The 22,336-nt window shown below is 60.6% G+C and carries 20 protein-coding genes; 17 read left to right on the top strand and 3 right to left on the bottom strand.

Features of this window, described 5'->3' with window-relative positions; translation table 11 throughout:
• Nucleotides 1-82 precede the first annotated feature (82 nt).
• Both tmpA and MLD24_RS02910 read left to right on the top strand, forming a co-directional pair.
• A complete protein-coding gene (tmpA, locus tag MLD24_RS02915) occupies nt 83-1,234 on the top strand; it encodes a 2-trimethylaminoethylphosphonate dioxygenase (protein WP_248163904.1) in 1,152 nt (383 codons plus the stop codon).
• A complete protein-coding gene (locus tag MLD24_RS02910) occupies nt 1,231-1,800 on the top strand; it encodes an HD domain-containing protein (RefSeq protein WP_248163722.1) in 570 nt (189 codons plus the stop codon). Before tmpA ends, MLD24_RS02910 begins: the two co-directional genes overlap by 4 nt.
• On the opposite strand, the gene MLD24_RS02905 is transcribed toward MLD24_RS02910, so the two are convergent.
• Complete coding sequence (locus MLD24_RS02905) at nt 1,797-2,576, bottom strand: HD domain-containing protein (protein WP_248163718.1); 780 nt, start codon at nt 2,574-2,576, stop codon at nt 1,797-1,799. The two genes, MLD24_RS02910 and MLD24_RS02905, sit on opposite strands and share 4 nt — an antisense overlap.
• A gap of 117 nt (nt 2,577-2,693) precedes the next feature.
• On the opposite strand from MLD24_RS02905, the gene MLD24_RS02900 reads away from it, so the two are divergent.
• The 5 genes from MLD24_RS02900 (at nt 2,694) to MLD24_RS02880 (ending at nt 9,260) form a co-directional block, all read left to right on the top strand.
• Nucleotides 2,694-3,176: a winged helix-turn-helix transcriptional regulator gene (locus MLD24_RS02900; protein ID WP_248163714.1), complete on the top strand. Its 483-nt coding sequence runs from the start codon at nt 2,694-2,696 to the stop codon at nt 3,174-3,176.
• A gap of 120 nt (nt 3,177-3,296) precedes the next feature.
• On the top strand, nt 3,297-4,322 hold the full coding sequence (locus MLD24_RS02895; protein WP_248163711.1) for a branched-chain amino acid aminotransferase: 1,026 nt from the start codon (nt 3,297-3,299) through the stop codon (nt 4,320-4,322).
• Between the two features lie 182 nt (nt 4,323-4,504).
• Complete coding sequence (locus MLD24_RS02890) at nt 4,505-4,906, top strand: hypothetical protein (RefSeq protein ID WP_248163708.1); 402 nt, start codon at nt 4,505-4,507, stop codon at nt 4,904-4,906.
• A 251-nt stretch (nt 4,907-5,157) separates the two neighbouring features.
• A complete protein-coding gene (locus tag MLD24_RS02885; protein ID WP_248163703.1) occupies nt 5,158-7,269 on the top strand; it encodes a TonB-dependent receptor in 2,112 nt (703 codons plus the stop codon).
• 422 nt (nt 7,270-7,691) lie between these two features.
• Entirely contained in the window at nt 7,692-9,260 is a 1,569-nt protein-coding gene (locus MLD24_RS02880; RefSeq protein WP_248163700.1) for a BCCT family transporter, read from the top strand.
• Between the two features lie 38 nt (nt 9,261-9,298).
• Here MLD24_RS02880 and MLD24_RS02875 read toward each other — a convergent pair whose 3' ends face one another.
• Entirely contained in the window at nt 9,299-10,501 is a 1,203-nt protein-coding gene (locus MLD24_RS02875; protein ID WP_248163697.1) for an MFS transporter, read from the bottom strand.
• 72 nt (nt 10,502-10,573) lie between these two features.
• Here MLD24_RS02875 and soxR point away from each other — a divergent pair, with 72 nt between their 5' ends.
• From soxR to MLD24_RS02840, 7 genes are all read left to right on the top strand, one after another.
• A complete protein-coding gene (gene soxR, locus MLD24_RS02870; RefSeq protein WP_248163694.1) occupies nt 10,574-11,020 on the top strand; it encodes a redox-sensitive transcriptional activator SoxR in 447 nt (148 codons plus the stop codon).
• Between the two features lie 173 nt (nt 11,021-11,193).
• Nucleotides 11,194-13,041, top strand: coding sequence for a LamG-like jellyroll fold domain-containing protein (locus MLD24_RS02865; protein WP_248163691.1), 1,848 nt, complete (start codon nt 11,194-11,196; stop codon nt 13,039-13,041).
• Between the two features lie 177 nt (nt 13,042-13,218).
• A complete protein-coding gene (locus MLD24_RS02860) occupies nt 13,219-15,012 on the top strand; it encodes a diguanylate cyclase (protein ID WP_248163688.1) in 1,794 nt (597 codons plus the stop codon).
• A gap of 180 nt (nt 15,013-15,192) precedes the next feature.
• Complete coding sequence (gene cysP, locus MLD24_RS02855; protein ID WP_227175037.1) at nt 15,193-16,188, top strand: thiosulfate ABC transporter substrate-binding protein CysP; 996 nt, start codon at nt 15,193-15,195, stop codon at nt 16,186-16,188.
• 36 nt (nt 16,189-16,224) lie between these two features.
• The gene (cysT, locus tag MLD24_RS02850; protein WP_248163901.1) at nt 16,225-17,076 is read left to right on the top strand and encodes a sulfate/thiosulfate ABC transporter permease CysT; all 852 of its coding nucleotides are present in this window, start codon (nt 16,225-16,227) and stop codon (nt 17,074-17,076) included.
• Between the two features lies 1 nt (nt 17,077).
• Entirely contained in the window at nt 17,078-17,941 is an 864-nt protein-coding gene (gene cysW, locus MLD24_RS02845; RefSeq protein ID WP_248163685.1) for a sulfate ABC transporter permease subunit CysW, read from the top strand.
• Complete coding sequence (locus MLD24_RS02840; RefSeq protein ID WP_248163681.1) at nt 17,938-19,038, top strand: sulfate/molybdate ABC transporter ATP-binding protein; 1,101 nt, start codon at nt 17,938-17,940, stop codon at nt 19,036-19,038. The genes cysW and MLD24_RS02840 overlap by 4 nt, the downstream gene beginning before the upstream one ends.
• A gap of 67 nt (nt 19,039-19,105) precedes the next feature.
• Here MLD24_RS02840 and MLD24_RS02835 read toward each other — a convergent pair whose 3' ends face one another.
• Nucleotides 19,106-19,666 carry a TetR/AcrR family transcriptional regulator gene (locus tag MLD24_RS02835; protein ID WP_248163678.1) on the bottom strand — a complete coding sequence of 187 codons (561 nt, stop codon included), beginning with the start codon at nt 19,664-19,666 and terminating at the stop codon, nt 19,106-19,108.
• A gap of 118 nt (nt 19,667-19,784) precedes the next feature.
• Between MLD24_RS02835 and MLD24_RS02830 the strand changes: the two genes are divergently transcribed.
• From MLD24_RS02830 to gdhA, 3 genes are all read left to right on the top strand, one after another.
• Complete coding sequence (locus MLD24_RS02830) at nt 19,785-20,024, top strand: hypothetical protein (RefSeq protein ID WP_248163674.1); 240 nt, start codon at nt 19,785-19,787, stop codon at nt 20,022-20,024.
• A 315-nt stretch (nt 20,025-20,339) separates the two neighbouring features.
• Complete coding sequence (rnk, locus tag MLD24_RS02825; RefSeq protein ID WP_248163671.1) at nt 20,340-20,726, top strand: nucleoside diphosphate kinase regulator; 387 nt, start codon at nt 20,340-20,342, stop codon at nt 20,724-20,726.
• A gap of 96 nt (nt 20,727-20,822) precedes the next feature.
• Nucleotides 20,823-22,169: an NADP-specific glutamate dehydrogenase gene (gene gdhA / locus MLD24_RS02820; RefSeq protein WP_248163668.1), complete on the top strand. Its 1,347-nt coding sequence runs from the start codon at nt 20,823-20,825 to the stop codon at nt 22,167-22,169.
• Nucleotides 22,170-22,336 lie beyond the last annotated feature (167 nt).

Genomic DNA, 22,336 nt, shown 5'->3' with positions numbered 1-22,336 from the left:
GAATAAGTTTTCCTGATAGTTGGCTTTCAGCTTCTTGAGCTGAGCAGCCCCCGGAAGACACGTTGAGGAGAACGCTGTGAGTATGTTGAAAGAAGTCCGGTTTGTGCCGGACGAGCTGGTGATCGAGTGGGCGGACGGCCAGCAAAGTGGGTTCTATGCTTTGTGGTTGCGGGACCATTGCCAGATGTCGGCGAGCCGCCACCCGGCCAACGGTCAGCGTCTGGTCAATGTCAGCGACTTTTCGGAGTCGTTGTCGATCGGGCAGGTCAATCGCCTGTCTGAGGATCGGTTGGAGGTGGTCTTTGAGCCGGATGGCCACCGCTCTATCTTTGAGGCGCAGTGGTTGCGACGTCACTGCTACACCCTGAACGAACCCTGGGATGACCGGTCCGAATCTGCCAAGACCCTATGGCAGGCCAGCTGCTTCAGCGGTGGCGTGGCCAAGACAGACTATGACGAGTATGGCCATTCACGGGAAGTCCGTCGGGACTGCCTGCAGTCGGTGCAGACGCTGGGCTTTGCGCTGCTCGGCAACGTGCCCTGTGAGAGTGGGGCGGTGTTGGACGTCATCCGCAGTTTCGGTTTCGTCCGTGAGACCAACTACGGCGAGTTATTCGACGTGCGCTCGGTGGTGGACCCCAACAACCTAGCGTTCAGCAACCTGGGGCTGGGCTGTCATGCCGATAATCCCTATCGTGATCCGGTGCCGACCGTGCAGTTGCTGCATTGCCTGGCGAGTTCCACCGAAGGCGGCGACTCGATTCTGGTGGATGGCTTTCGCGCCGCCGCCATTCTGAGGGAAGAGGCACCGGAGGATTTCGAACTGCTGACCGGTCACTATCTCAACTACCGTTTTCAGGATGCCTCGACGGATCTGCGCTCGCGGGTGCCGATGATCGAGCTGGACGATCGCGGGCGGATCACCAAGGTGCGTTACAACAACCGCTCCATCGATACGATCATGCTGCCCCCGGCGGTTATCAAGCCGTTCTATCGGGCTTACCGACACTATGCCCGCATTCTCGAGCGGCCAGAGCTGAAACTGACGTTCCGGCTCAACCCGGGCGATCTGATGGTGTTCGACAATACCCGAATCATGCACGCCCGCACCGGCTATCAGGCCGGCGGCGAGCGCCATCTCCAGGGCGCCTATGCCGACCTGGATGGTCTCTACAGCACCCTGGCCGTGTTGCAACGGGAAACCCGGCCAGCCGCCATGGGGAGAGCGATATGACTCAGCCATTGCCAACCCGGGACACCATTGTGGATTTCATTGAAGGCATCTTCTTGCGTCGGGGCGCGGAGTCGTACCTGGGCGAGGCGGTGTCGATGGCCCAGCACATGCTCCAGGCCGCGGCTTGCGCCGAACGCGACGGTGCGCCGGCCGCGATGGTGGCCGCGGCCTTGTTGCACGATCTCGGACATTACACCAATGAGATACCGGACGATGTTCTGATGGAAGGCACCAACAACTACCACGAGGAAGCTGGCGCCAACTTCCTGGCCCGCTTCTTCCCCCCCGAGGTGGTTGAGCCCATTCGCCAGCATGTTGCCACCAAACGCTACCTGTGCGCGGTGGACCCGGCTTACTTCCAGCGGCTGTCGGATGCATCGGTGTATACCCTGGAGCTGCAGGGCGGGCCGATGAACGAGGCCGAAGTAGCGGCGTTCCGAACCAATCCCTATCTGGAGGCCTGTGTGCGGGTGCGCCACTGGGATGATGAGGGTAAGGACCCTGAGCGGGCGTATCCGCCGTTCAGCCATTTTCGGCCGTTGCTGGCATCATTGGTGACGTCTTAACGCAGTCGCTGGTCCAGGGGGTTATTGGCGGCCAGCTTGCTGAAGCCGCAGCGGCGTAGGAAGTGGGCGTGGCTGCCCGGGCGGTGCGGAGTCTGATCGATGGACGTGACGATCTCCTCACGGAACCCGTGGCGGGGGTGGCGGTGGTGGATCTGCTGATGCAGAGGCTCTGGCACCAGGTGCCGGTAGGCGCCAGCGACGTCCATGTGGGCGCCGTACTTGAGCAGCAGTGCCTCGGCTGAGTGGTGGCGGGCGCTGAGCCAGGGGTTGAGGTGGTAGCTGATGGCCTCGTACAGCCGGCTGGCGTCGTCATCACTCCATTGCTGTCCCTTGGCCAGTCGCCAGGCTTCCCGGGCACCAAGGATCTGGAAACCGGTGTCGCAGGCGCAGTCGAGGTTGGGGGCGGTCAGGCCCAGGTCGTGCAGCAGACAGGCGATGTAGAGCTGTTCCGGGTCGGCCTCGATCGCCAGCGCCTGGCCCACTACCGCGCCCATCAGCCAGGTGCGGTAACAATGCGCCAGCAGCGCGGGGGAATAGCGGCTGGCTGCCAATTCCTCGCACTCGCGGGAAAATCCGGTGTCCGGGCGTCGGATAGCCTCCAGTGAAACCTTGCGCCGACGGGCTGGAGACAGGTTGAGGCGATAGCACAGCCGGCTGGCCTGCTCGTCGACCTGAGTGCGGATCAGTTGCCAGATAACGTGTGCCTTCTCGCGGGTGGTCATGGCACCGTTGGTGCGTTCGCTCCAGTGGTGTGAGCCTGGGGTAGGGCCGAGCATGGTTGTCTCCTAGTACTTGCTTTGTCGGAACAGGTCACTTTCATTTTGAAAGTTTCTTTAGTGTCGCTAGATGACTTGCGTATTGCAAGTGACTATTGGTGCCTCTAAACTGCAACCATGACCTCTCCCAGCTCCTCTCCTGACCCGAACTCTGCGACCACTCAACGCGCCGATCTGGCCGAACCTGTCGATCGCTCATCGGTGCCGGATGACACCCGGTCAGCAGGCCAGTACTGCCCACTGGCCCGGGGCCTGGAGTTGGTGGGGGATCGCTGGAGTCTGGTAATCCTGCGGGAGATGGCGCTGGGTCGGCATCGCTACGGCCAGTTCAGTGAGGTGGCGGAAGCGATTCCCACCAACATCCTGGCCAGCCGGCTACGCAAGCTCTCCGACCATGGTCTAATCCGCAAAGTGCTCTACCAGGAGCGACCGCGTCGCTACGAGTACCACTTCACTTCCCGGGGCGCGGCGCTGCTGCCGGTGATGCAGGCCCTGGCGCAGTGGGGCAGTGATCAGTTGCCGGAGTGTTATCGCCCGCCGGAGCGGTTCTTTCAGCTGACCTCCGCAGACCTTTTGCGAGCAGAAAACGGCCAGAGTTGATCTGTTTGATGAAGGTGTACTGCCTTAACCAACAGCCTCTGTATCTGTTTTTCCGGGCCATGAAGGGTCATAATGGTGGGCTTATCAAGACATCAGGTTGCGTATCGGGAGGAGCAGAGAATGGCGGATTCGTCCCCCAACAAGGCACAGGCACCACGGCAGACCGGGGCCTTTGGAACAGAGTTTATTTCGAAGATGGCGGTGGCCGAATGCATTGACGGTGTCTGGCAGCCGGCCAGGGTTGTGCCGGTGGCGCCGATTTCCCTGCATCCTGCTGCTCACGTCCTGCATTACGCCAGTACCTGTTTCGAGGGTATGAAAGCCTACCGTACGCCGGATGGTCACACCCGTGTGTTCCGGCTGGATCGTCACATGGCCCGCTTCGGCCGCAGCGCCAAGCAGCTGTACCTGCCGTTCCCCGGTGAACAGGTGGTGGAAAGCATGGTCCGTGAGATGCTGGCGGAGTGTGACGCCGAAATGCCGGAGCCGCCCAAGGCGCTGTATCTGCGGCCAACGCTAATCGGCACCGAGGCGAACATTGGTGCCGCCGGCGCACCGTCCCGTGATGCCCTGCTGTACGTGCTGGGCTCGCCGGTGGGTGACTATTTCACCGGTGGCGCCAAGGCGCTGACCATTAAGGTGGAAGAGGAAGCCATGCGCTGCGCACCCGGTACCGGCCAGACCAAGACCGGTGGCAACTACGCTGCTGCCCTGCGGCAAGTGATTGAAGCGCGGGAGAACGAAGGCGCGGATCAGGTGCTGTTCTGCCCTGGCGGTGACGTTCAGGAAACCGGCGCATCCAACTTCTTCCTGCTCAAGGACAACTGCCTGCTGACCAAACCGCTGGCGCCCTCGTTCCTTGACGGTGTTACCCGGGATTCGGTGATCACCGTGGCAAAAGACCTGGGCTACGAGGTTCGCGAAGAGGACTTTACCGTTGACGATATCCAGGACTGGATCAAGGATGGTGAGGCGTTCCTGTCCGGCACTGCCGCGGTGTTGTCCGGTGTTGGTTACCTGCTGTGCCGTGGTGAGCGCCTGGTGGTTGGCGACGGCAGCATGGGTCCGCACACCCAGAAGCTTCGCCAGGCCCTGACCGACCTGCAGTTCGGTCGAGTGGAAGACCGCTTCGGCTGGTTGTCCTGATGGCTTCCGGGGCGCTGGTCACGTGCTGATCAGCGACCCTCTCAGGTTCCGGTGTCTGAGCCACGATCGTCACTTCTTCGTATAAGGCGTGACAGCTGATCGTGTTAAGATGCCGGCGCCGATTCCCTGGGTGGTATTGGTATCTGAACAGCGGATATCCGCAGTAACAGGGGATGTTATCCATGCAAATTGAAAACCTGCCTGAAGCCATCGACGCCGACATCCAGAACTGCATGGCCGATGTATTCGAGACCCTTCAGGGCATGGCGCCCGAGGAGTCTTACCTCGCCACTAACCTCATGAAAACCAGGCCCTTCTTCCTGAAGGCACTGGCACTTCTGCGCACCACCGATTACCTGTCCCGCGGGGATCATCTGAATCTGCTCAAGGCGCTGGATTTCGAGATTGACGCCAACGGTGACGATCTGGAAGACAACCTGGCGTTCTGCTGGGTGACGATGGTTAACAATCTGGAAATGGCGCTGACCCAGCAGGAGTTCAACGCTCGCTTCGCGCTGTTTGTGCCTTTGGTCCTGCGCAAGATGAACGAAGTTCAGGCAGAGGCCAGATTCCCGGCGGCCTGACCATCTTCCCAGAACGACGCAGTAGGTCAGCGGGGCGCTTTTCCTTTACTGGTCGGTCAGTTACCGACTCTCGGATTCCCATGGCCAGCGCCAGGATGGCAGAGCAGGCTTTGCTCAATCATCAAATAACAACAATTCGCATTTGTATTATTATTAAATTGTGGTAGGTTTGCCGCCCGAAATTTGAGGCGGTCGGACCAGGGCTGCCTCATGGCCATTCGATGACCGGATCAACGAGGTATCCCGCAACCATGCGTGTCAAACCCGCTCACCCTACGATTACTCTATCTCTGTTCGTTGCCGGGCTGGCCCAGCCGGTCTCTGCTGTGGCTGACAGCCCGGGATACACCGCCACTCTGCCGACGCTGCTGGTGGAGGCGACGTCGGAACTGAGTCAGACCAAGGGGTACGTTGGCTACGAAGAGGCGAACGTCACCCGCAACAATCTGACGATTCGCGAGGTACCCCAGACCATCGATGTCATCAACATCCAGAAGAACAAGAACTACGGCACCAATGACCTCAGCTCGATCCTTGAGGGCAACGCCGGTGTGGATGCCAGCTACGACATGCGCGGGGAGAACATCTTTCTGCGGGGCTTCAAGGCAGACGCCAACGACATCTACCGGGACGGAATCCGCTCCAGTGGCCAGGTGCGACGGAGCACCGCCAACATCGAGCGGGTCGAGATTCTCAAGGGGCCGGCGTCGGTACTCTACGGGCGCAGCACCGGTGGCGGGGTGATCAACCTGGTGAGCAAGTCCGCCAACTTCACGCCCACACGGGTCGTGGGTGTCAACTACGGTTCCTGGGCCGATCGCAGCGCAACGCTGGATGTGAACGAGGTGGTGAACGACAACGTGGCGGTTCGGCTTACCGGTGAGATTGGCCGGGCCAACGCCTTCCGCTCCGGCATCGAAAGCGAGAATGAGATGCTGTCACCCAGCGTTTTGGTGGCCTCCGACGATGGTCGCCTGACGTGGGAAGCCCAATACACCTATGACAACGCCTGGCGAGTACCGGACCGTGGGCCGAGCAAGTCGGACTACGATCTCATGGGGATCGACTACCACACCGGCTTCGCCCACCCCGGGGATTACGTTGAGGATACCCTGCATTTTGTCCGTTCCAGCCTCGGTTACCAGTTTGCCGATGACTGGGAAATCAGCTGGCTGATCGGCTACCGCCAGGCCGAGCAGAACTTTGATCACCATTACGCTGGCCGCTACAGCGAAGATGACGGCCTGCTGTCCCGCAACTACGCCTGGCAGGAAACCGACAACAAGACGCTGACCAACACCCTGCGCCTGACCGGTGAGGTGACGACAGGTCCGTTGAGTCACAAGATTACCCTGGGCCTGGAGGACAGTCGTGAGGAGCGGGTGCCCAAGGTTGGCTTCGTCAGCGGCCTGGTGAACATTGATCCCCGTGATCCGTCCAGTTGGCCGCGCCCGGACCGGGCCAATGCACCGATCCGCTTCGACAACGTCCATGAGACCGAGACCCAATCGCTGTTCGTGCAGGATCTGATCGGGCTGACTCCGGCGCTGAAGGTGATGTTGGGCGCCCGCATCGATGACTACGAGTTCCAGACCACCAACATTGATGATGTCAGCAACCGCTATGACGACACCGTATTCAGCCCCAGCGCCGGTGTGGTCTGGGACCTCGCCCGGGACCATACCGCCTACGCTTCCTACAGCCAGAGTTTCTCGCCCTATGGCGGCCAGGGTTACCTCGGCATCAGTGCCACCGCCGACAGCGACACCTTCAACACCGATCCTGAGGAAAACCGCCAGTACGAGATCGGCCTGAAAAGTGACTGGCTGGATCAACGACTCACTTCCACGGTGTCGCTGTACCAGATCGAACACCGCAACATCCGTTACCGTCCTGACCCGGACAACGACCCGTTCCGCTGGGCGGAGCGGGGCCAGGAGCGTTCCCGGGGTATTGAGCTGAGCCTGATTGGCCAGATCGTTGATCACTGGTTCCTGCGCAGCTCGGTAGGGGTGATGTCCGCGAAGGTGGTTGATAATGTCGCCGATCCGGCTGAGGAAGGGCGCCATCTGGACAACACCAGCAACGTCACTGGCAATGCCTTTGTGCGCTATGTGCCGGACGATCAGTGGTATGGCGAGCTGGGCGTGACTCACCTGGGTGACCGCTACAACTACAACCGCGACGGCTCCGCCGCGCACCTGGATGGCTTTACCCGTGTTGATGCGATGGTGGGCTGGCAGTGGCGTGACTGGAGCACCACCCTGGCGGTGCACAACCTGCTGGATACTGACTACTGGCGCTCCTCCAGCATGCCGGGCGAGCCCCGCTCGGTGTATGGCCGTCTGAGTTATCAGTTCTAGTGTCCCGTCTGGTTAATTCGTTGACTTACTGCTTGTCTCTGAGGGTTCTGACCAAGGCGCCGCTGTGCCGATGTGGTGGTTCCACATCAAGCAGTGGCAACACAGGCTCAGAGCCCTCAGGGACAAGCCCTTCGGGAGCCACTGACAACCCGAATAGCGTCGTTGTACTGTCTCGGTTTGGAACCACCAAACCGTCACCAGCACGCCTAGCTCTTCGGGTTGTCAGTGGCTCATTAAGTTAACGAATTACCCAGACGGGACACTAGGGAACCTCAGATTAACTCCGGATCGCGCAGGGACGATTCGGAGTTAATGGGAGCCTCCCTGGTAGCCCAATCCCCCCGTGTCAGGGGAAATACCGGTTGAAGCCAATGGCCGTGGCCTTTAGGGTGCGCGGCCATTTGCAAAAAACTGGCTTTTTTATGACCACTCTCTCGTCGGCAGCGTCTGGCTCTTCCGCTGCACCATCCCGCTGGCATCACCTGGGTGATCCGGTTGTTCTGATTCTCACCATGGGATTCATCATTGCCTTCATCGGCTTTTCACTGGCTGATTCGCAATGGGTGGCTACACAGATAGGCGAGGGATTTGCCTGGACCGCGAAGAATCTGGGATCGTTTTTTCAGCTCCTGCTGCTGCTGACGTTCTTCATCGCCATGGGCGTTGCCCTGAGTCAGGCGGGCGCGGCCCGGCTGGGGGATCTGGCGAAGCCGGAGATCGGTACCTTCCGCTGGCTGGCGATGATCCTTTGTACGCTGCTGGCCGGTGGCGGCGTGTTCTTTGCCGCGGGTGAACCGGTCTACCACTTTGTGGTGACGCCGCCGGTGTTCGATACCGAGGCGGCGACCGCGGAGGCCGTGGCGCCGGCACTGGCGCAGTCGTTCATGCACTGGGGCTTGCTGGCCTGGGCGGTGCTTGGTTCGCTGACTTCTTTGGTGCTGGCCCATGCCCACTACGTTCAGGGCAAGCCACTGCAACCCCGAACCCTGTTGTACCCGGTATTTGGTGAACGGATTCTGACCAGCTGGGTTGGCGGCGTGGTGGACGCGCTTTGCGTGATTGCCGTGGTGGCCGGCACAGTGGGGCCGATCGGCTTCCTGGCAACCCAGATGAGCTTTGGGCTGCACGAACTGTTCGGCTTTGCCGACAGCTATGGTGCCCAGTTGGTGATCCTCGCCATTCTGGCAGGGGTTTACATGACGTCCGCAATGAGCGGCGTCCATCGCGGTATCCAGTTGCTCAGCCGTTTCAACGTGGTGCTGGCGTTAGTGATTGCGGCGGTGATCTTCGTCTTCGGCCCGACGCTGTTCCTTACCAACAGCTATCTGTCCGGGATGGGGGAGTACATGACCTCATTCTTTGATATGGCCACCGTGACCTCGGAAACCGCCCCGGACTGGTGGATGAAATGGTGGACGGTATTCTTCTTCGCCTGGTTTATTGGCTACACCCCACTGATGTCCATCTTTGTGGCCCGGATCTCCCGAGGCCGCACCATCCGCGAAACCATCCTGGCCATTTCGCTGTTGGCGCCGATCGCCACCACCATCTGGTTTACCCTGCTCGGCGGTAGCGGTGTGTTCTATCAGCTCAGCGGTGCCATTGACCTGACCGAAGCATTGAATGCCTTCTCCTTCGATGTGGCCACCCTGACTGTGGCTCAGGCTCTGCCAGGTGGCACCTTCATGGCGGCGGCGATCCTGTTGCTGACCACCATCTTTGTTGCCACCACCGGTGATTCCATGAGCTATTGCATCGCCATGGTTGGTACCGGCCATGACGAGCCCCACTTCCTGGTACGGACCTTCTGGGGCGCGGCCATGGCGATCATGGCGGCGATTCTGTTGTACATGGGCAGCGGTCAGATTGGGGTGCTGCAGCAGTTTATCGTGCTGACCGCCATACCTGTGTCGCTGATCATCCTGCCATCCCTGTGGACCGGTCCCCAGGCGGCCTACGCCATGGCGCGGGCCCAGGGACTGGTGAAGTAACCGGAGCTTACACTCCTTCCATCACCCTACCGCCACTGTCACCGGAACTGCCGGTGATAGTGGCGGGGGTTGAACTCTGCCGCCAACAGGAACAGCAGGACGTAGGCGGCGGCCAATACCAGCCAGACATCGACGAATGTCCCCAGCAGGTCTCGTGTGACCCCTGCCAGCAACGGCGTGAAGGCCGCCAGGGTGTAGCCATAACCCTGAACCCGTCCGACGATCTGACCAGCCACCTGGTGGTCGGGATGGTGATCCATCGCCACAATCATTGCCAGCGGGAACTGCCCGCCAATACCCAGCCCCAGCAGCGTCAGCGGCACCAGGATGGACGGGGTCTGCGGCATCAGGGCCAGTACCAGAAAGCCCGCCATGGTCAGGCCCAGTACCAGAAAAATTACCGGTCGCCGGTCGGTACTGCGTTGGGCCAGAGACGGAAACAGCAGACCTGCCACCACTTCCACACAGGTCAGGTACCCCAGCAGGTAACCGGATTCCACCGCGCTGAACCCGAGATCCATGGTGTAAGGGGGCAGCCAGGCCAGCACACATACATAGCCGGTGCCCGCCAGTGCGAAAAACACGGCCAGGGCGGCGCTGCGTCCAGGCACCAGCGTTGGCCGGGGTGAGTGGCTGCGGTGTTCCGCCGGCAGCGCCAGACCACGACGATTGCCCTGCCAGAACAGCGCTGCGACGGCCGCCAGCAGTGCCCAGCTCGCCATGCTGTGACGCCAGCTGTCCAGAGTGTCGGTGAGAATCGGAGCCAGAGTAGAGGATAGCGCCGCGCCGCACATGATGGCGGTGATGTACCAGCCCATGGTGATGGCCATGCGTTCGCCGGTCTGGCGTTTGATGATTGCGGGCATCAATGCCTGGACCAGGGCGATGCCGGCACCACCGAGCAGTGCGGTGGACAGGAACGCCAACCACCCCAGATCGAACAGTCGCATCAGGTCAGCCAGTGCAATCAGCACCAGGGCAATGCCCACCAGTTGATGCACCCCCAGGCGGCGGGCCAGCGGCATGGCGACGAAACAGCCAAGGCCCATCACCAGTACTGGCAACAGTGTGAGCAGGGAGATCTGGGTGTAGTTCATCGCCAGGGCGAGCTGGAGATGTTCGGTCAGTGGCCCGATGACGGCCAGCGATGGCCGCAGGTTGAGGCCGACCAGCACGCACAGGCCGGTGAAGGTCAGCAGGGACAGGGATGTCCGAGCGGGTGGTTGCAAGGTGTGTTCCATAACGTTCCTTTGTGCTTGCCAAGGGGGGGAGGAACGGCACTCTAAGACCTCAAGTCAACTTGAGGTCAAGCCATGGAGTTTCGAAAGTTACCGAGCCGTAAAATCGACAGTCGCAAGCAGGCCCTGAGTGCGGGGGAGGTGGCCAAGCGTTGCGAGATTGCGGTGTCGGCGGTGCATTTCTATGAAGCTGAAGGGTTGATTCACGGCTGGCGTAACAACGCCAACCACCGCCGCTATTCCCGCCATGTGCTGCGTCGGGTGGCGATCATCAAGATCGCCCAGCAGACCGGCGTACCCCTCAGGGACATCAAGGTGGCGCTGGATGCCTTGCCGCCCAACGAGGCTCCGACGCCGGCGCAGTGGGAGGCCATGTCCAGTCGCTGGCGGGATCTGCTGGATCGCAAGATCCACGATCTCTCCATGTTGCGGGATCAATTGGGAGAGTGCATTGGTTGCGGGTGTCTTTCCCTCACCGCCTGTCCGCTGCGTAATCCCAGTGATTGCCTGGCAGGCCAATAAAGCTGGACGGTTCGTATATAAAATATAGATTCACTTATAAATTAAAATTTGACTATTTTATATTTGGTTTTGATGTTTTTATTCTTTGAAGTTTCTGGGCTTTATATTCATACAATTTTAACGTCTTCTGGCTAGGGTGGCGCTTCGTTCATTCGATAGTCAGGAGTCTCACTATGAAGTGTCTATCCCGCAATGCGTGGTGGCGGGGCGGATTGCCCATCGCCATGAGTCTGATGTTGTCTGCCTGTGGTGGTGACGGCAGCTCTGGAAACAGCACCACAGGACCGGTGGTCGACAGTGACGCAGATTTTACCCTGGCGGTGATTCCAGATACCCAGAAGTATGCCCGCTATTCGCCAGAGCGGTTTCTGGCCCAGACTCAATGGATTGCCGACAACTACCGGCAGGAAGGGATCGCCTTCACCGTTCACCTGGGCGACGTGGTTGATCAGGCGGACGAGCCCTCCGAGTGGACCTATGCCCGACAGGCCATGCAGGTGCTGGAAGCCAATGCTGATACGCCCTACAGTGTGCTGCCTGGAAACCACGATGTAATGGACAGCAGCCAGTGGGACAATGAAAGGTCGCTGGCGTCGGAGCCTTACCTCAACCATTTCCCGGCGTCGTTGCAGGCTGGCAACTTCACCACGTTCCAGGGCACAGACAGTACAGGATTCAGTAGTTACCACATATTCTCAGCCGGTGGCCGGGAGTATCTGGTACTGGCGCTGGACTGGCGGTCTTCGGAGCAGACCGTCACCTGGGCCCAGTCAGTGCTGGATCAGCATCCGGACTTGCCCGTGATTCTCACCACTCACCAGTTGCTCAATATTGCGGGTGACGGCGAAACGGCGATCTTCACCGATCATGGTGCCATGCTGTGGGATCGTCTGATTCGCAGTAACGACCAGATTTTCCTGACGTTTAACGGTCACCACCATGGCGAGGCAATGATGGTGGGAAAGAACGACTATGGCCGCGATGTGGTGATGGTTGTAGTGGACTACCAATCCGGCTTCTGGGGCGGGAATGGCATGATGCAGCTGGTGGGGTTTGACGCCGCCAACGACGAGCTGGATTTTCGTTCCTTCTCACCATGGGTGGCAGCGATTCCCGAGGGGCAACGCCAGCCACAGGATGAGCTGTCCCGTTGGGAGTTCAGTGTGCCAATGGATTTTGATGCCCGCTTCAGTGCCTTCAACCAAGGTGCTGTGGACGACGAACCCGGCAATATTGACGACACCCAGGCCTACTGGATTCTGGATGAGGCCCACCGTGCAACCACCACCAATGGAAACGTCGAGTTCCTCGATGCCTCCGGTAACGGCAACAGCCTGCATCTGGCGTCTTTCAATGATCCCCAGGGCGACCTTTCGAACTACTTCAGCCTGACGAATGAGCCGGCTCCCTTTGGGTATGCTGACGGTGCCGCCAGTTTCCGTGGCAATAACCGTGTTGGCGGGTACTACCTGACCACCGAAGCACCCGGGCTGACCTTCAGTACCAGTGAATCGGGGAATGCGGGCTACCTGCCAACCTACACCATCGAAGCAATCGTCAGATTGCCGGAGGATTGGTCGTCCGAAGATAACAAGTGGTCGGGTATCCTCAACCATCGTCCCCAGATCTCCCGGGTTTGCGACTACCATCAGGTGGATTGCAGTGGTGGCGATGCATCTCTTGGACTGAACGTGTCGTCCTTGAAAGAGTTTCAGTGGGTGAGCACCTCGCAGAATGGCAAAGGCCCGGATAACTGGTCCTGGGAAGTGATGAACGGCTACTGGTACCACATTGCCCTGATCAATGATGGTGAAAAGGTGCAGATGTACGTTGATGGCTCTCTGGTGATGCGCACCGGTGTGGGTGAGCAACAGGGGTTGCTGGTTGAACCCGGGCAACCCTGGTCCATTGGCATTAACAGCTGGGAAGGGGAGCCGGGCAATCTGTTCGCTGGTGATATCGCTGAAATCCGCATCAATCGCCGGGTGCTGGATCGTTCTGAGTGGCTGCTTAACCGGTAATTTTCTGCCCCCCGGTGCGGGGCGGTGAGTTGCCGCCCCGAACCATTTTGGACGGACAATTCCGTCGCCTTACCTGCCGGAAACATCCCTTAGCCGCTATACTTCCCGCCGCCGGGTCATGTGATCCTACGGTGGGGTCGGAAGGGGGACGTGCGTTTGCGGTCTGGTGGTTGTGGTATGGGTGTTCAGTGCCTTGCTGTGGTGTGGCTGGTGCTGTTGGCAATGTCGGCCTGGAGCGAGGAACGCCCGTTGGTGCTGGATGAAGGTCTGGCGCAGTCCTTGGATGGCTATGTCGCGTTGTTGAGGGACCCGGGAGGCGAACTGAGCTTCGACCAAGTGCGTGCCGGCACCGGGCTTTTCCGCCTGGCGGCCGCTGGGGATCTTCACCAGGGCTATACGCCAGACGTTTACTGGATGCGGGTCGACGTGGAATCCCGATCCAGTCAGCGGCTGGATCGGATGCTTGAGTTTACCTACGCCTACCTGGACGACATCCGGCTGTATCGGGTCAATACCGACGGTACGGTTGAGCAGATGCGCTCCGGACGCACCCTGACCCCCGCAGATCGTGTGGTGGCGCACCGCAAGCCGGTGTTTCCGCTGTCATTCGACGCCGGCGAACGGGCAACCCTGTACCTGCGGGTGACCACCCACGCCAGCATGACGCTCAACGCCCGGCTGGCGCCGACCATCGAGTTCTACGAAGACAGCGATCAGGCCTATGTCTGGCTGGCGCTGTACTTCGGCATGCTGGTGGCATTGGGTACCTACAATTTTCTGCTGTTTCTCGGCACCCGGCATCGCACCTTTCTGCTTTACTCGCTGTTCGTGTTCAGCTTCGGCATCGCCGCGTCCAGCATGAATGGATTGGGGCCGCTGCTGCTGTGGCCAGGTCTGGTCGGGGAGTGGGGCAATCGCATCCTGCCCACCGGTTATACCCTGGCGGCGACTTTGGCGGTGATGTTTGCCCGCAGCTTCCTGGACATGCGGCGGATCGCGCCGCGTTGGGACCGGGTGCTGTCGGTCATGGTGATTTGCTGGTGGGGGGCCGCCCTGATCACCCTGGTGGTACCGGTGCAGGGCGCGCTGAAGATCATGTCCGCCATGGGCGTGTTGACGACGGTGTTCCTGATTGCCAGTGGCGTGGCCGGTGTCCGCCACCGGATTCCCGCCGCACGGATCTACCTGCTGGCCTGGCTGCTGTTGCTGGTGGGGACGGCGCTGCTGTCGGTGCGCAACCTGGGCTGGATACCGTCCAACTTCCTCACGGTCTACAGCCTCCAGATCGGCTCCGCCATCGAGATGCTCCTGCTGTCCTTCGGCCTGGCTGCCCGCTTCAATGAGTTCAAGCGCCAGAAGGAGCTGGCCCAGCGTCAGTTGGTCATGGCGCTGCAGCGTCAGGAACGGGAGCTGGAGCACCGGGTTGCACTGCGAACTTCCGAGCTGGAAGCGGCCAAGGCACAGCTGGAGCGTCGGGTGGTGGAGGACCCGCTGACCGGGCTCTACAACCGCTATGGTCTGATGACCCATCTGGAAAAAGCGTTGCAGCGGGCACAGCGCCGCCATGAACCGTTAGCGGTCATCCTGATTGATCTGGATGGATTCAAGCCGGTGAACGACCAGTATGGCCACGAAGCGGGTGACATCCTGCTGCAGGAGATTGCCCGACGGCTTCAGCAGGAGGCGAGGGACAGTGACTGTGTCGCACGGCTTGGCGGCGATGAGTTTGTGGTGGTAACAGAGAACATCGCCTCGGAAGCCAGTGTGCTGGAGATCGGGCAGCGGTTCCGTGAGGCCATTACCCGGCCTGTCGCCCTGGCATCGGGAGACGCGGTGCGGGTGGGTGCCAGCGTTGGTATCTGCACCGGTCGGGGCGGAGATCAGCAGGGACAGGATCTGATCCGCAGAGCGGACGAGGCGATGTATCGGGTCAAGAAGGCCAACAAGAACGACGTCTGCCTGATGCCCTGATGCCCTGATGCCCGGCCTCAGGGCGGTGACGGCATGGCTCTACGACAGGGAGGCGGGGCGGGGTATTCAATTCAAAAAAGAAATAACCATATCCTATTTTATGCTTTTTCGTTTTTTAGTGCTTCTGGTAGCTTAGGCGCCCTTACACGATTTTCCACGTACCGGACTGGGGTAGATACCATGAAACACTTTCTCAAAGGTGTCGCGGTCGCGGTCACCCTGGCGGCACAGCCTGTGCTGGCGGCTGACCGGGAACTGCTGAATACATCCTATGACATTGCCCGTGAACTCTTCGCTGCCTACAACGAACAGTTCCAGGCTTACTGGCAGGAGACCCAGGGAGAGGATGTCACCATCCGCCAGTCCCACGCCGGCTCTTCCCGTCAGGCACAGGCCATCATCCAGGGGCTGAAGGCCGATGTGGTGACCTTCAACCAGGTCACCGACATCGACATCATCCACGAGCGTGGCAACCTGCTGCCGGAGAACTGGGCCGAGCGGCTGCCGAACAACAGCTCACCGTATTACTCCACCATGGCTTTCCTGGTACGCAAGGACAATCCCAAAGGCATTGAGAACTGGGACGATCTGGTCCGTGAGGACGTTGATCTGGTGATGCCGAACCCGAAAACGTCCGGCAACGCCCGCTATACCTATCTTGCGGCGCTGGGCTACGCTCAGGACACCTTTGGTGACGACCAGGAACGGATCGATGACTTCCTCTCCAGCCTGCTGGGCCGGGTCAAGGTCTTCGACAGCGGCGGCCGCGGTGCCACCACCACCTTTATCGAGCGTGGTATTGGTGATGTGCTGCTGACCTTCGAGTCGGAAGTCCTCAACATTGTTGACCGACTGGGCGATGACTACCAGGTGGTGACACCGAAAGTCAGTTTCCTGGCCGAATTCCCGGTGACCTGGGTTGATGACTACGCCGAACAGAACGGCAACCTGGATCTGGCCAAGGCCTACCTGGAGCACCTGTACAGTGAAGAGGCCCAGCGCCTGCTGTCCGGCTTCAACTACCGGGTCCACGATGAGACCGTCAAGGCGGAGGTGGCTGACCGCTTCCCAGAGGTCAAACTGCTGCCTATTCAGGACATCGCCGGCAGTTGGGAAAACGCCATGCAGACGCACTTCGCCAGTGGCGGCAAACTGGACCAACTGCAACGTCGCTAGGACATCTCCGTGACCGAAACCGTCACCCAGGGCGCTGTGGCAACACCGCGCCCTTTCCTCGTTAAACGCAATAAGCGGGTCCTGCCCGGGTTCACCCTGAGCCTGGGTATCTCGCTGCTGTTCGTCAGCATGGTGCTGCTGTTGCCCCTCAGCGGTCTGGTGGTGGAAGCCTCTGGCATGAGCTGGCAACAGTTCTGGTTTGTGATCAGTGACCCGCGGGTGGTGGCCTCCTACAAGGTGACTGCGCTCGCGGCCCTGGCGGCCTCCCTGTTCAACGCCCTGTTTGGCCTGCTGCTGGCCTGGGTGCTGGTGCGCTATGAATTCCCGGGCAAGCGCCTGGTGGATGCCATGGTGGATCTGCCCTTTGCCCTGCCGACGGCGGTCGCTGGTATTACCCTGGCGACTCTGTTCGCCGAGACCGGCTGGTACGGTCAGTGGTTGAGCAAGCTGGGGCTGGAAGTGGCGTTCACCCCCGTGGGTATCGTCGTCGCCATGGCCTTCACCAGCATTCCCTTCGTGGTGCGTACGGTGCAGCCGGTGCTGGAGGAGCTGTCGCCGGAGGATGAAGAGGCGGCCATGAGCCTGGGCGCCTCCGATGGCCGCATTTTCCGTAAGGTGATCTTCCCGGCCCTGTGGCCGGCGCTGGTGACCGGTGCGGCGTTGTCGTTTACCCGCAGCCTGGGTGAGTTCGGTGCAGTGATCTTCATCGCCGGCAACATGCCCTACGTCAGTGAGGTGACCAGTCTGATGATCTACGTGCGGCTGCAGGAGTTTGACTACGCCGCTGCCAGTGCCATCGCCTCGGTGGTGCTGTTGACCTCACTGGTGCTGCTGTTTGCCATCAACCTCTGGCAGGCCCGCTTCCTGCGCCGTCTGGAGGGTCGCTAACATGGCTGAATCTGCCCGTCATCAGGTCGGCTCGAAACCGCTGATCAAGTGGACGCTGATCGGCCTGGCGTTGTCGGTTACGTTGGTGTTGCTGGTGATTCCGCTGGTGCTGATCTTCAGCCAGGCGTTCAGTGCTGGTTGGGGAACCCTGATGGCGAACCTGGGGGATGAGTACACCCTGCACGCCATCGGCCTGACCCTGTTCGTGGCGCTGGTCACGGTGCCGCTGAACCTGGTGTTCGGCACGGCGCTGGCCTGGGCGGTGACCCGCTTCCAGTTTCCCGGCCGCAAACTGCTGATCACCCTGATCGACATTCCGTTCGCCATCTCACCGGTGGTGGCGGGGTTGTTGTACCTGCTGCTGTATGGGCGCAACGGTTGGGTGGGGAGCTGGCTGGGGCAGTACGATCTGCAACTGATGTTTGCCTGGCCCGGAATCGTGATGGTCACGGTGTTTGTCACCAGCCCCTTCGTGGCCCGGGAGCTGATTCCGCTGATGCAGCAGCAGGGCAGCCAGGAAGAAGAGGCTGGCGTGGTACTGGGGGCATCCGGTTGGCGGGTGTTCCGCCACATCACCCTGCCCAACATCAAATGGGCGCTGATCTACGGTGTGGTACTGACCAATGCCCGTGCGGTCGGGGAGTTCGGCGCGGTATCGGTGGTGTCCGGGAATATCCGTGGCGAAACCAACACCCTGCCATTGCACGTCGAGTTGCTGTACCAGGACTACAACATTGTGGGGGCCTTCGCCAGCGCCTCATTGCTGGCGGCCATTGCCATTCTGACCCTGGCAGTGAAAGGCTTTGTGGAATGGCACCAGGCCCGTGAGCGGGACCTGCAGCCGGAACACAGGACGGAAAAATGAGTATCCAGATTGACCAGGTAAACAAGTTCTATGGCCAGTTCCAGGCGCTGCATGATGTCTCCCTGACCATTCCGGAAGGGCAGATCACCGCACTGCTGGGGCCGTCCGGCTCCGGCAAGACCACGTTGCTGCGCATCATCGCCGGTCTGGAGAGCGCCGAGCGGGGGCGCATCCTGTTCGGTGGCGAAGACATCAGTCAGCTTCATGTCCGGGACCGGAATGTCGGCTTCGTGTTCCAGCACTACGCGCTGTTCCGTCATCTGACGGTGGCCCAGAACATCGCTTTTGGCCTCGAGTCCCTGCCCAAGAAGCAGCGGCCGCCAAAGCCGGAGATCCGGGCCACGGTGGCGCGTCTTCTGGAGATGATCCAGCTGCCACACCTGGCCAACCGCTATCCGGCCCAGCTGTCCGGTGGCCAGAAACAGCGTGTGGCACTGGCCCGCGCACTGGCCACCAAGCCCCGTATCCTGCTGCTGGACGAACCCTTTGGCGCCCTCGACGCGCGGGTACGCAAAGACCTGCGTCGCTGGCTGCGTAACCTGCATGATGAGTTCCATTTCACCAGTGTGTTCGTCACCCACGATCAGGAGGAGGCGCTGGAGCTGTCTGACCAGGTGGTGGTGGTGAGCCATGGTCGGGTGGAGCAGGTCAATGCACCGACCGAACTGTACGCGCGACCGGAAAGCCGGTTCGTGTTCGACTTTCTTGGGCAGGTGAATGAATTCTCCGGCCAGCTTAAGGAAGGCCGGCTGGTGCAGGGAGACGCCTGGGTCCGTCTGCCGGAATCGCCGTCAGGGTCCGAGGCTCAGCTCTACCTGCGGCCCCATGAAGTGCGGCTGACCAGCGAACCGTCGGAGCAGGCGCATTTCCCGTTCTGTATTGAGGCCGTCAGCCTCATTGGCTCCGAGGTGCGGGTGGAGCTCAAGGCCCAGGGTTGGCAAAGCGAGGATGTCTGGGAGGTGGGAATCAGCCACGCCGAGTTCAATCGCCGTCAGCCTCGCCGGGGGGACCGTTGCTACGCGGTGCCCGATATCGCCCATCTGTTTGCCGAAGGACAGGACCAGCCCCGAACCATCAGCTGGGGCGACAGCGCCTGACGTGAACGCTGAGTGCAGGCGGCGTTCCTGACGGTCGCTGCCTACCTTACTGTCCCCCTGCCATACGTTACTGACCTGTCTGCCCGGGGACCCCGTTCCCCAGAATCTCCATTTTACCCGCCAGGGTCGCCAGCAGATCCCCGGCTTCCAGCCGGGGGTGGTTCAGGCCCTGGATCAGGGTCATGAAGTACAAGTCCAGCATCACCTCGGCCCGGGCCGGGGCAGGGTGGTCGTCCGCCGCTTCAAGGCGTTGCCGGAAGGCCAGCAGTTGCGGGCTGAAGTAGTCCTGCTGCCAGACGATCTCCTTCAACAGCTCCCGGCTGAACTCCCGATGTGCCAGGTAGAACCGGTAAAGGTAGTCGGCGAAATGCAGTAACCGGCCGGCGGCGCTGTGGCTGCGGTCCTGTTGCTCGGCATCGGCCAGCACCTGGTCAATCTGAATCCGCATTCCCTCTTGTAACAGCTCCAGCTTGGTAGCGAAGTGACTGAACACAGTACCGTCAGCGACACCGGCGGCGCGGGCGATCTGGCGGGTGCTGGTGTCCTGGTACCCCTGCTCGCGAAACAGTTGCCAGGCGGCGTTGAGGATCTGTTGGCGAGTACGTTGGCGTTTGCTGGGTTCTGGCATGGTGGCTGCTGGCCTTCGGTTCTGTTGGGTGAAGCGGAACACCGGGTCAGTATAAGTTGTAAATTGAGCGTGCTCAAATTAGCATTATGAGCGCGCTCAATTTTAACCGGAGGTCATCATGTCGATTTTTGAATCCCTGAAACGCCTGGCCATGGCGGTGGTGCTTGTGCCCTATCTACTGATCTACGCCTATGTCATCGGTCCGCTGTTGGTGCTGGTGCTGGTGCCGGGTGGTCTGGCGCTGCTGTTGCTCGTCGGGCGCGGTGAGGCCTGGGCTGTGGCGCGGCAGACACTGTTTCGCCGGTCAGCCCAGGGTGCCGAACTGAATCGTGTTCCGGCATCACCGTCAGAACGGTGAGATTGATACAGGTTCGCTTTGCTACTTGACCCGTCGCCCGGCTTCTTGAACACTGGGGGTTCTATTCAAAGGATCGCGGACCCTGATCAAGATGTTTTGTAAGCGTTTGACTGTTACCAACCTGCTCCAGAACCGGGCCGCCGCGATCCGGTTTTTCGGGTGCCCGACCCTCTGCCATTCCCTTCGCTGAATCCGTGTTGTCGCTGCGGATTCGGCGACAACCTCCAGCCTGACTGATGCGCTGACTGCCGCATCGGTTTCCCAAATCGATTGCTGATCCACCTGTTATCGAACCTGCGTGTTTGAGGGATTGCTATGTCTGAATTACCTGCCATTACGGTGACCGAAGAAGATTACAACCGCCTGATGTCCCTGCTCGATCGGGACGACAGTGACTCCGATGTGCTGGAGGGCCTCGCCGAAGAACTGGAACGGGCGGAACTGGTACCGGCGGACCAGTTGCCCGAGGGCGTGGTGGCGATGAATTCGCTGGTGCGTTTTGTCAACGAGGGCAACGGTCAGTCCCACGATCTGACCCTGGTATACCCCCATCAGGCCAGCGCTGGCGCCGGCCAGGTATCGGTGTTCGCGCCTGCCGGTGCGGCATTGCTGGGGCTGTCAGTGGGTGATCGGATCGACTGGCCGATGAGTGGCGGCAAGATCCTGCATCTGAAGATCGTCAGCGTGACCCGACCCGAGTAATCGGACGGGCCCCTTGCGCCCGAAAACAACCAAATTCCAATAACCATCCACAGTCAAAAAAACATCCACAGCCAAAAAACGTGATAAGGAGATGTCATGCACAACACCCATGCCCTGGAGGCCCTGAGGGAAGATGTTGTTCGCCGCAACCCGGCCGAGCCCGAGTTTCATCAGGCCGTGACCGAGGTGCTGGATACCCTGGCCCCGGTGATTGCCCGCCACCCCGAGTACGCCGAGGCCAAGCTGCTGGAGCGCATCTGCGAGCCGGAGCGGCAGATCATCTTCCGGGTGCCGTGGGTGGATGATCAGGGCACTGTGCAGATCAACCGGGCGTTCCGGGTTGAGTACAACTCCGCTCTGGGGCCCTACAAGGGCGGCCTGAGATTCCATCCGTCGGTCAACCTGGGAGTGGTCAAGTTCCTGGGCTTCGAGCAGATCTTCAAGAACGCCCTGTCCGGGCTGCCTATCGGTGGCGGCAAGGGTGGGGCGGACTTCGATCCCAAAGGACGGTCCGACAATGAAATCATGCGCTTTTGCCAGTCCTTCATGACCGAGCTCTATCGCCACATTGGGGAGTACACCGACGTACCGGCGGGTGACATCGGCGTTGGTGCGAGGGAAGTGGGCTACCTGTTTGGCCAGTACAAGCGCATCACCAACCGCTATGAATCCGGTGTGCTCACCGGCAAGGGGCTGGGCTGGGGTGGCGCCCGTGTGCGTAAGGAGGCCACCGGCTACGGGGCGGTGTACTTTGCGGAAGAGATGCTGGCAACCCAGGGGCGCAGTCTCGAAGGGCAGCAGGTGGTGGTGTCCGGCTCGGGTAATGTGGCGATCTACGCCATGGAGAAAGTGCACCAGCTGGGGGGCCGGGTGGTGGCCTGTTCCGACTCCAGCGGTTACGTCTACGATCCGGCGGGAATCGACCTGGAGTTGCTGCGCCAGATCAAGGAAGTGGAGCGGGGCCGTATCGGGCTCTATGCCGAGCGCAAACGCAGTGGCACCGATTTTGTCGAGGGTGGCTCAATCTGGAGTGTGCCCTGTCAGGTTGCCTTGCCGTGTGCGACCCAGAACGAGCTGGACGAATCCGCTGCCCGTCAGCTGGTCCAGTCCGGGGTTCTGGCGGTGGTGGAAGGTGCCAATATGCCGTGTACACCGGAGGCGGTACGGAACTTCCGCGAGGCCGGTGTGCTGTTTGGCCCGGGCAAGGCCGCCAACGCCGGTGGCGTCGCCACCAGTGCGCTGGAGATGCAGCAGAATGCGTCCCGGGATTCCTGGAGCTTCGAGTATAGTGAGCAGCGGTTGCGGGACATCATGATCGACATCCACCGTTCCTGCGACGAGACCGCCCGCGAGTACGGCCAGGCCGGTGATTACGTTCTGGGCGCCAACGTCACCGGCTTCTGTCGGGTGGCCGATGCCATGCTGGCCTTTGGCGTGATCTGAACCCGCGATTCCAGCAACAGTGCTGTTTCAGTAGTCCCCGCCCGGTGCCATGGCACCGGGCGGGAATGGTTTGGCGTTCATGGTCCGTCGATTGCGGTAAACCGCTACGGGGATTCCTCAATGACTATTTGGCGCGTTTTTCTGTAGCGTTGCTAATCTTTTTTTGA

It is taken from the genome of Marinobacter xestospongiae (assembly GCF_023156385.1).
Lineage (GTDB): Bacteria > Pseudomonadota > Gammaproteobacteria > Pseudomonadales > Oleiphilaceae > Marinobacter > Marinobacter xestospongiae.
The sequence above is the reverse complement of the archived record's forward strand: the minus strand, read 5'-3'. Positions and strand labels throughout refer to the sequence as shown.

Coding starts and splice junctions, on each gene's coding strand:
- rnk (WP_248163671.1), top strand. CDS start 20,340: ATGTCTGAATTACCTGCCATTACGGTGACCGAAGAAGATTACAACCGC.
- cysW (WP_248163685.1), top strand. CDS start 17,078: ATGGCTGAATCTGCCCGTCATCAGGTCGGCTCGAAACCGCTGATCAAG.
- MLD24_RS02900 (WP_248163714.1), top strand. CDS start 2,694: ATGACCTCTCCCAGCTCCTCTCCTGACCCGAACTCTGCGACCACTCAA.
- MLD24_RS02880 (WP_248163700.1), top strand. CDS start 7,692: ATGACCACTCTCTCGTCGGCAGCGTCTGGCTCTTCCGCTGCACCATCC.
- MLD24_RS02890 (WP_248163708.1), top strand. CDS start 4,505: ATGCAAATTGAAAACCTGCCTGAAGCCATCGACGCCGACATCCAGAAC.
- cysP (WP_227175037.1), top strand. CDS start 15,193: ATGAAACACTTTCTCAAAGGTGTCGCGGTCGCGGTCACCCTGGCGGCA.
- MLD24_RS02895 (WP_248163711.1), top strand. CDS start 3,297: ATGGCGGATTCGTCCCCCAACAAGGCACAGGCACCACGGCAGACCGGG.
- MLD24_RS02835 (WP_248163678.1), bottom strand. CDS start 19,666: ATGCCAGAACCCAGCAAACGCCAACGTACTCGCCAACAGATCCTCAAC.
- MLD24_RS02865 (WP_248163691.1), top strand. CDS start 11,194: ATGAAGTGTCTATCCCGCAATGCGTGGTGGCGGGGCGGATTGCCCATC.
- gdhA (WP_248163668.1), top strand. CDS start 20,823: ATGCACAACACCCATGCCCTGGAGGCCCTGAGGGAAGATGTTGTTCGC.
- MLD24_RS02910 (WP_248163722.1), top strand. CDS start 1,231: ATGACTCAGCCATTGCCAACCCGGGACACCATTGTGGATTTCATTGAA.
- tmpA (WP_248163904.1), top strand. CDS start 83: ATGTTGAAAGAAGTCCGGTTTGTGCCGGACGAGCTGGTGATCGAGTGG.
- MLD24_RS02830 (WP_248163674.1), top strand. CDS start 19,785: ATGTCGATTTTTGAATCCCTGAAACGCCTGGCCATGGCGGTGGTGCTT.
- MLD24_RS02875 (WP_248163697.1), bottom strand. CDS start 10,501: ATGGAACACACCTTGCAACCACCCGCTCGGACATCCCTGTCCCTGCTG.
- MLD24_RS02840 (WP_248163681.1), top strand. CDS start 17,938: ATGAGTATCCAGATTGACCAGGTAAACAAGTTCTATGGCCAGTTCCAG.
- MLD24_RS02905 (WP_248163718.1), bottom strand. CDS start 2,576: ATGCTCGGCCCTACCCCAGGCTCACACCACTGGAGCGAACGCACCAAC.
- soxR (WP_248163694.1), top strand. CDS start 10,574: ATGGAGTTTCGAAAGTTACCGAGCCGTAAAATCGACAGTCGCAAGCAG.
- MLD24_RS02860 (WP_248163688.1), top strand. CDS start 13,219: ATGGGTGTTCAGTGCCTTGCTGTGGTGTGGCTGGTGCTGTTGGCAATG.
- MLD24_RS02885 (WP_248163703.1), top strand. CDS start 5,158: ATGCGTGTCAAACCCGCTCACCCTACGATTACTCTATCTCTGTTCGTT.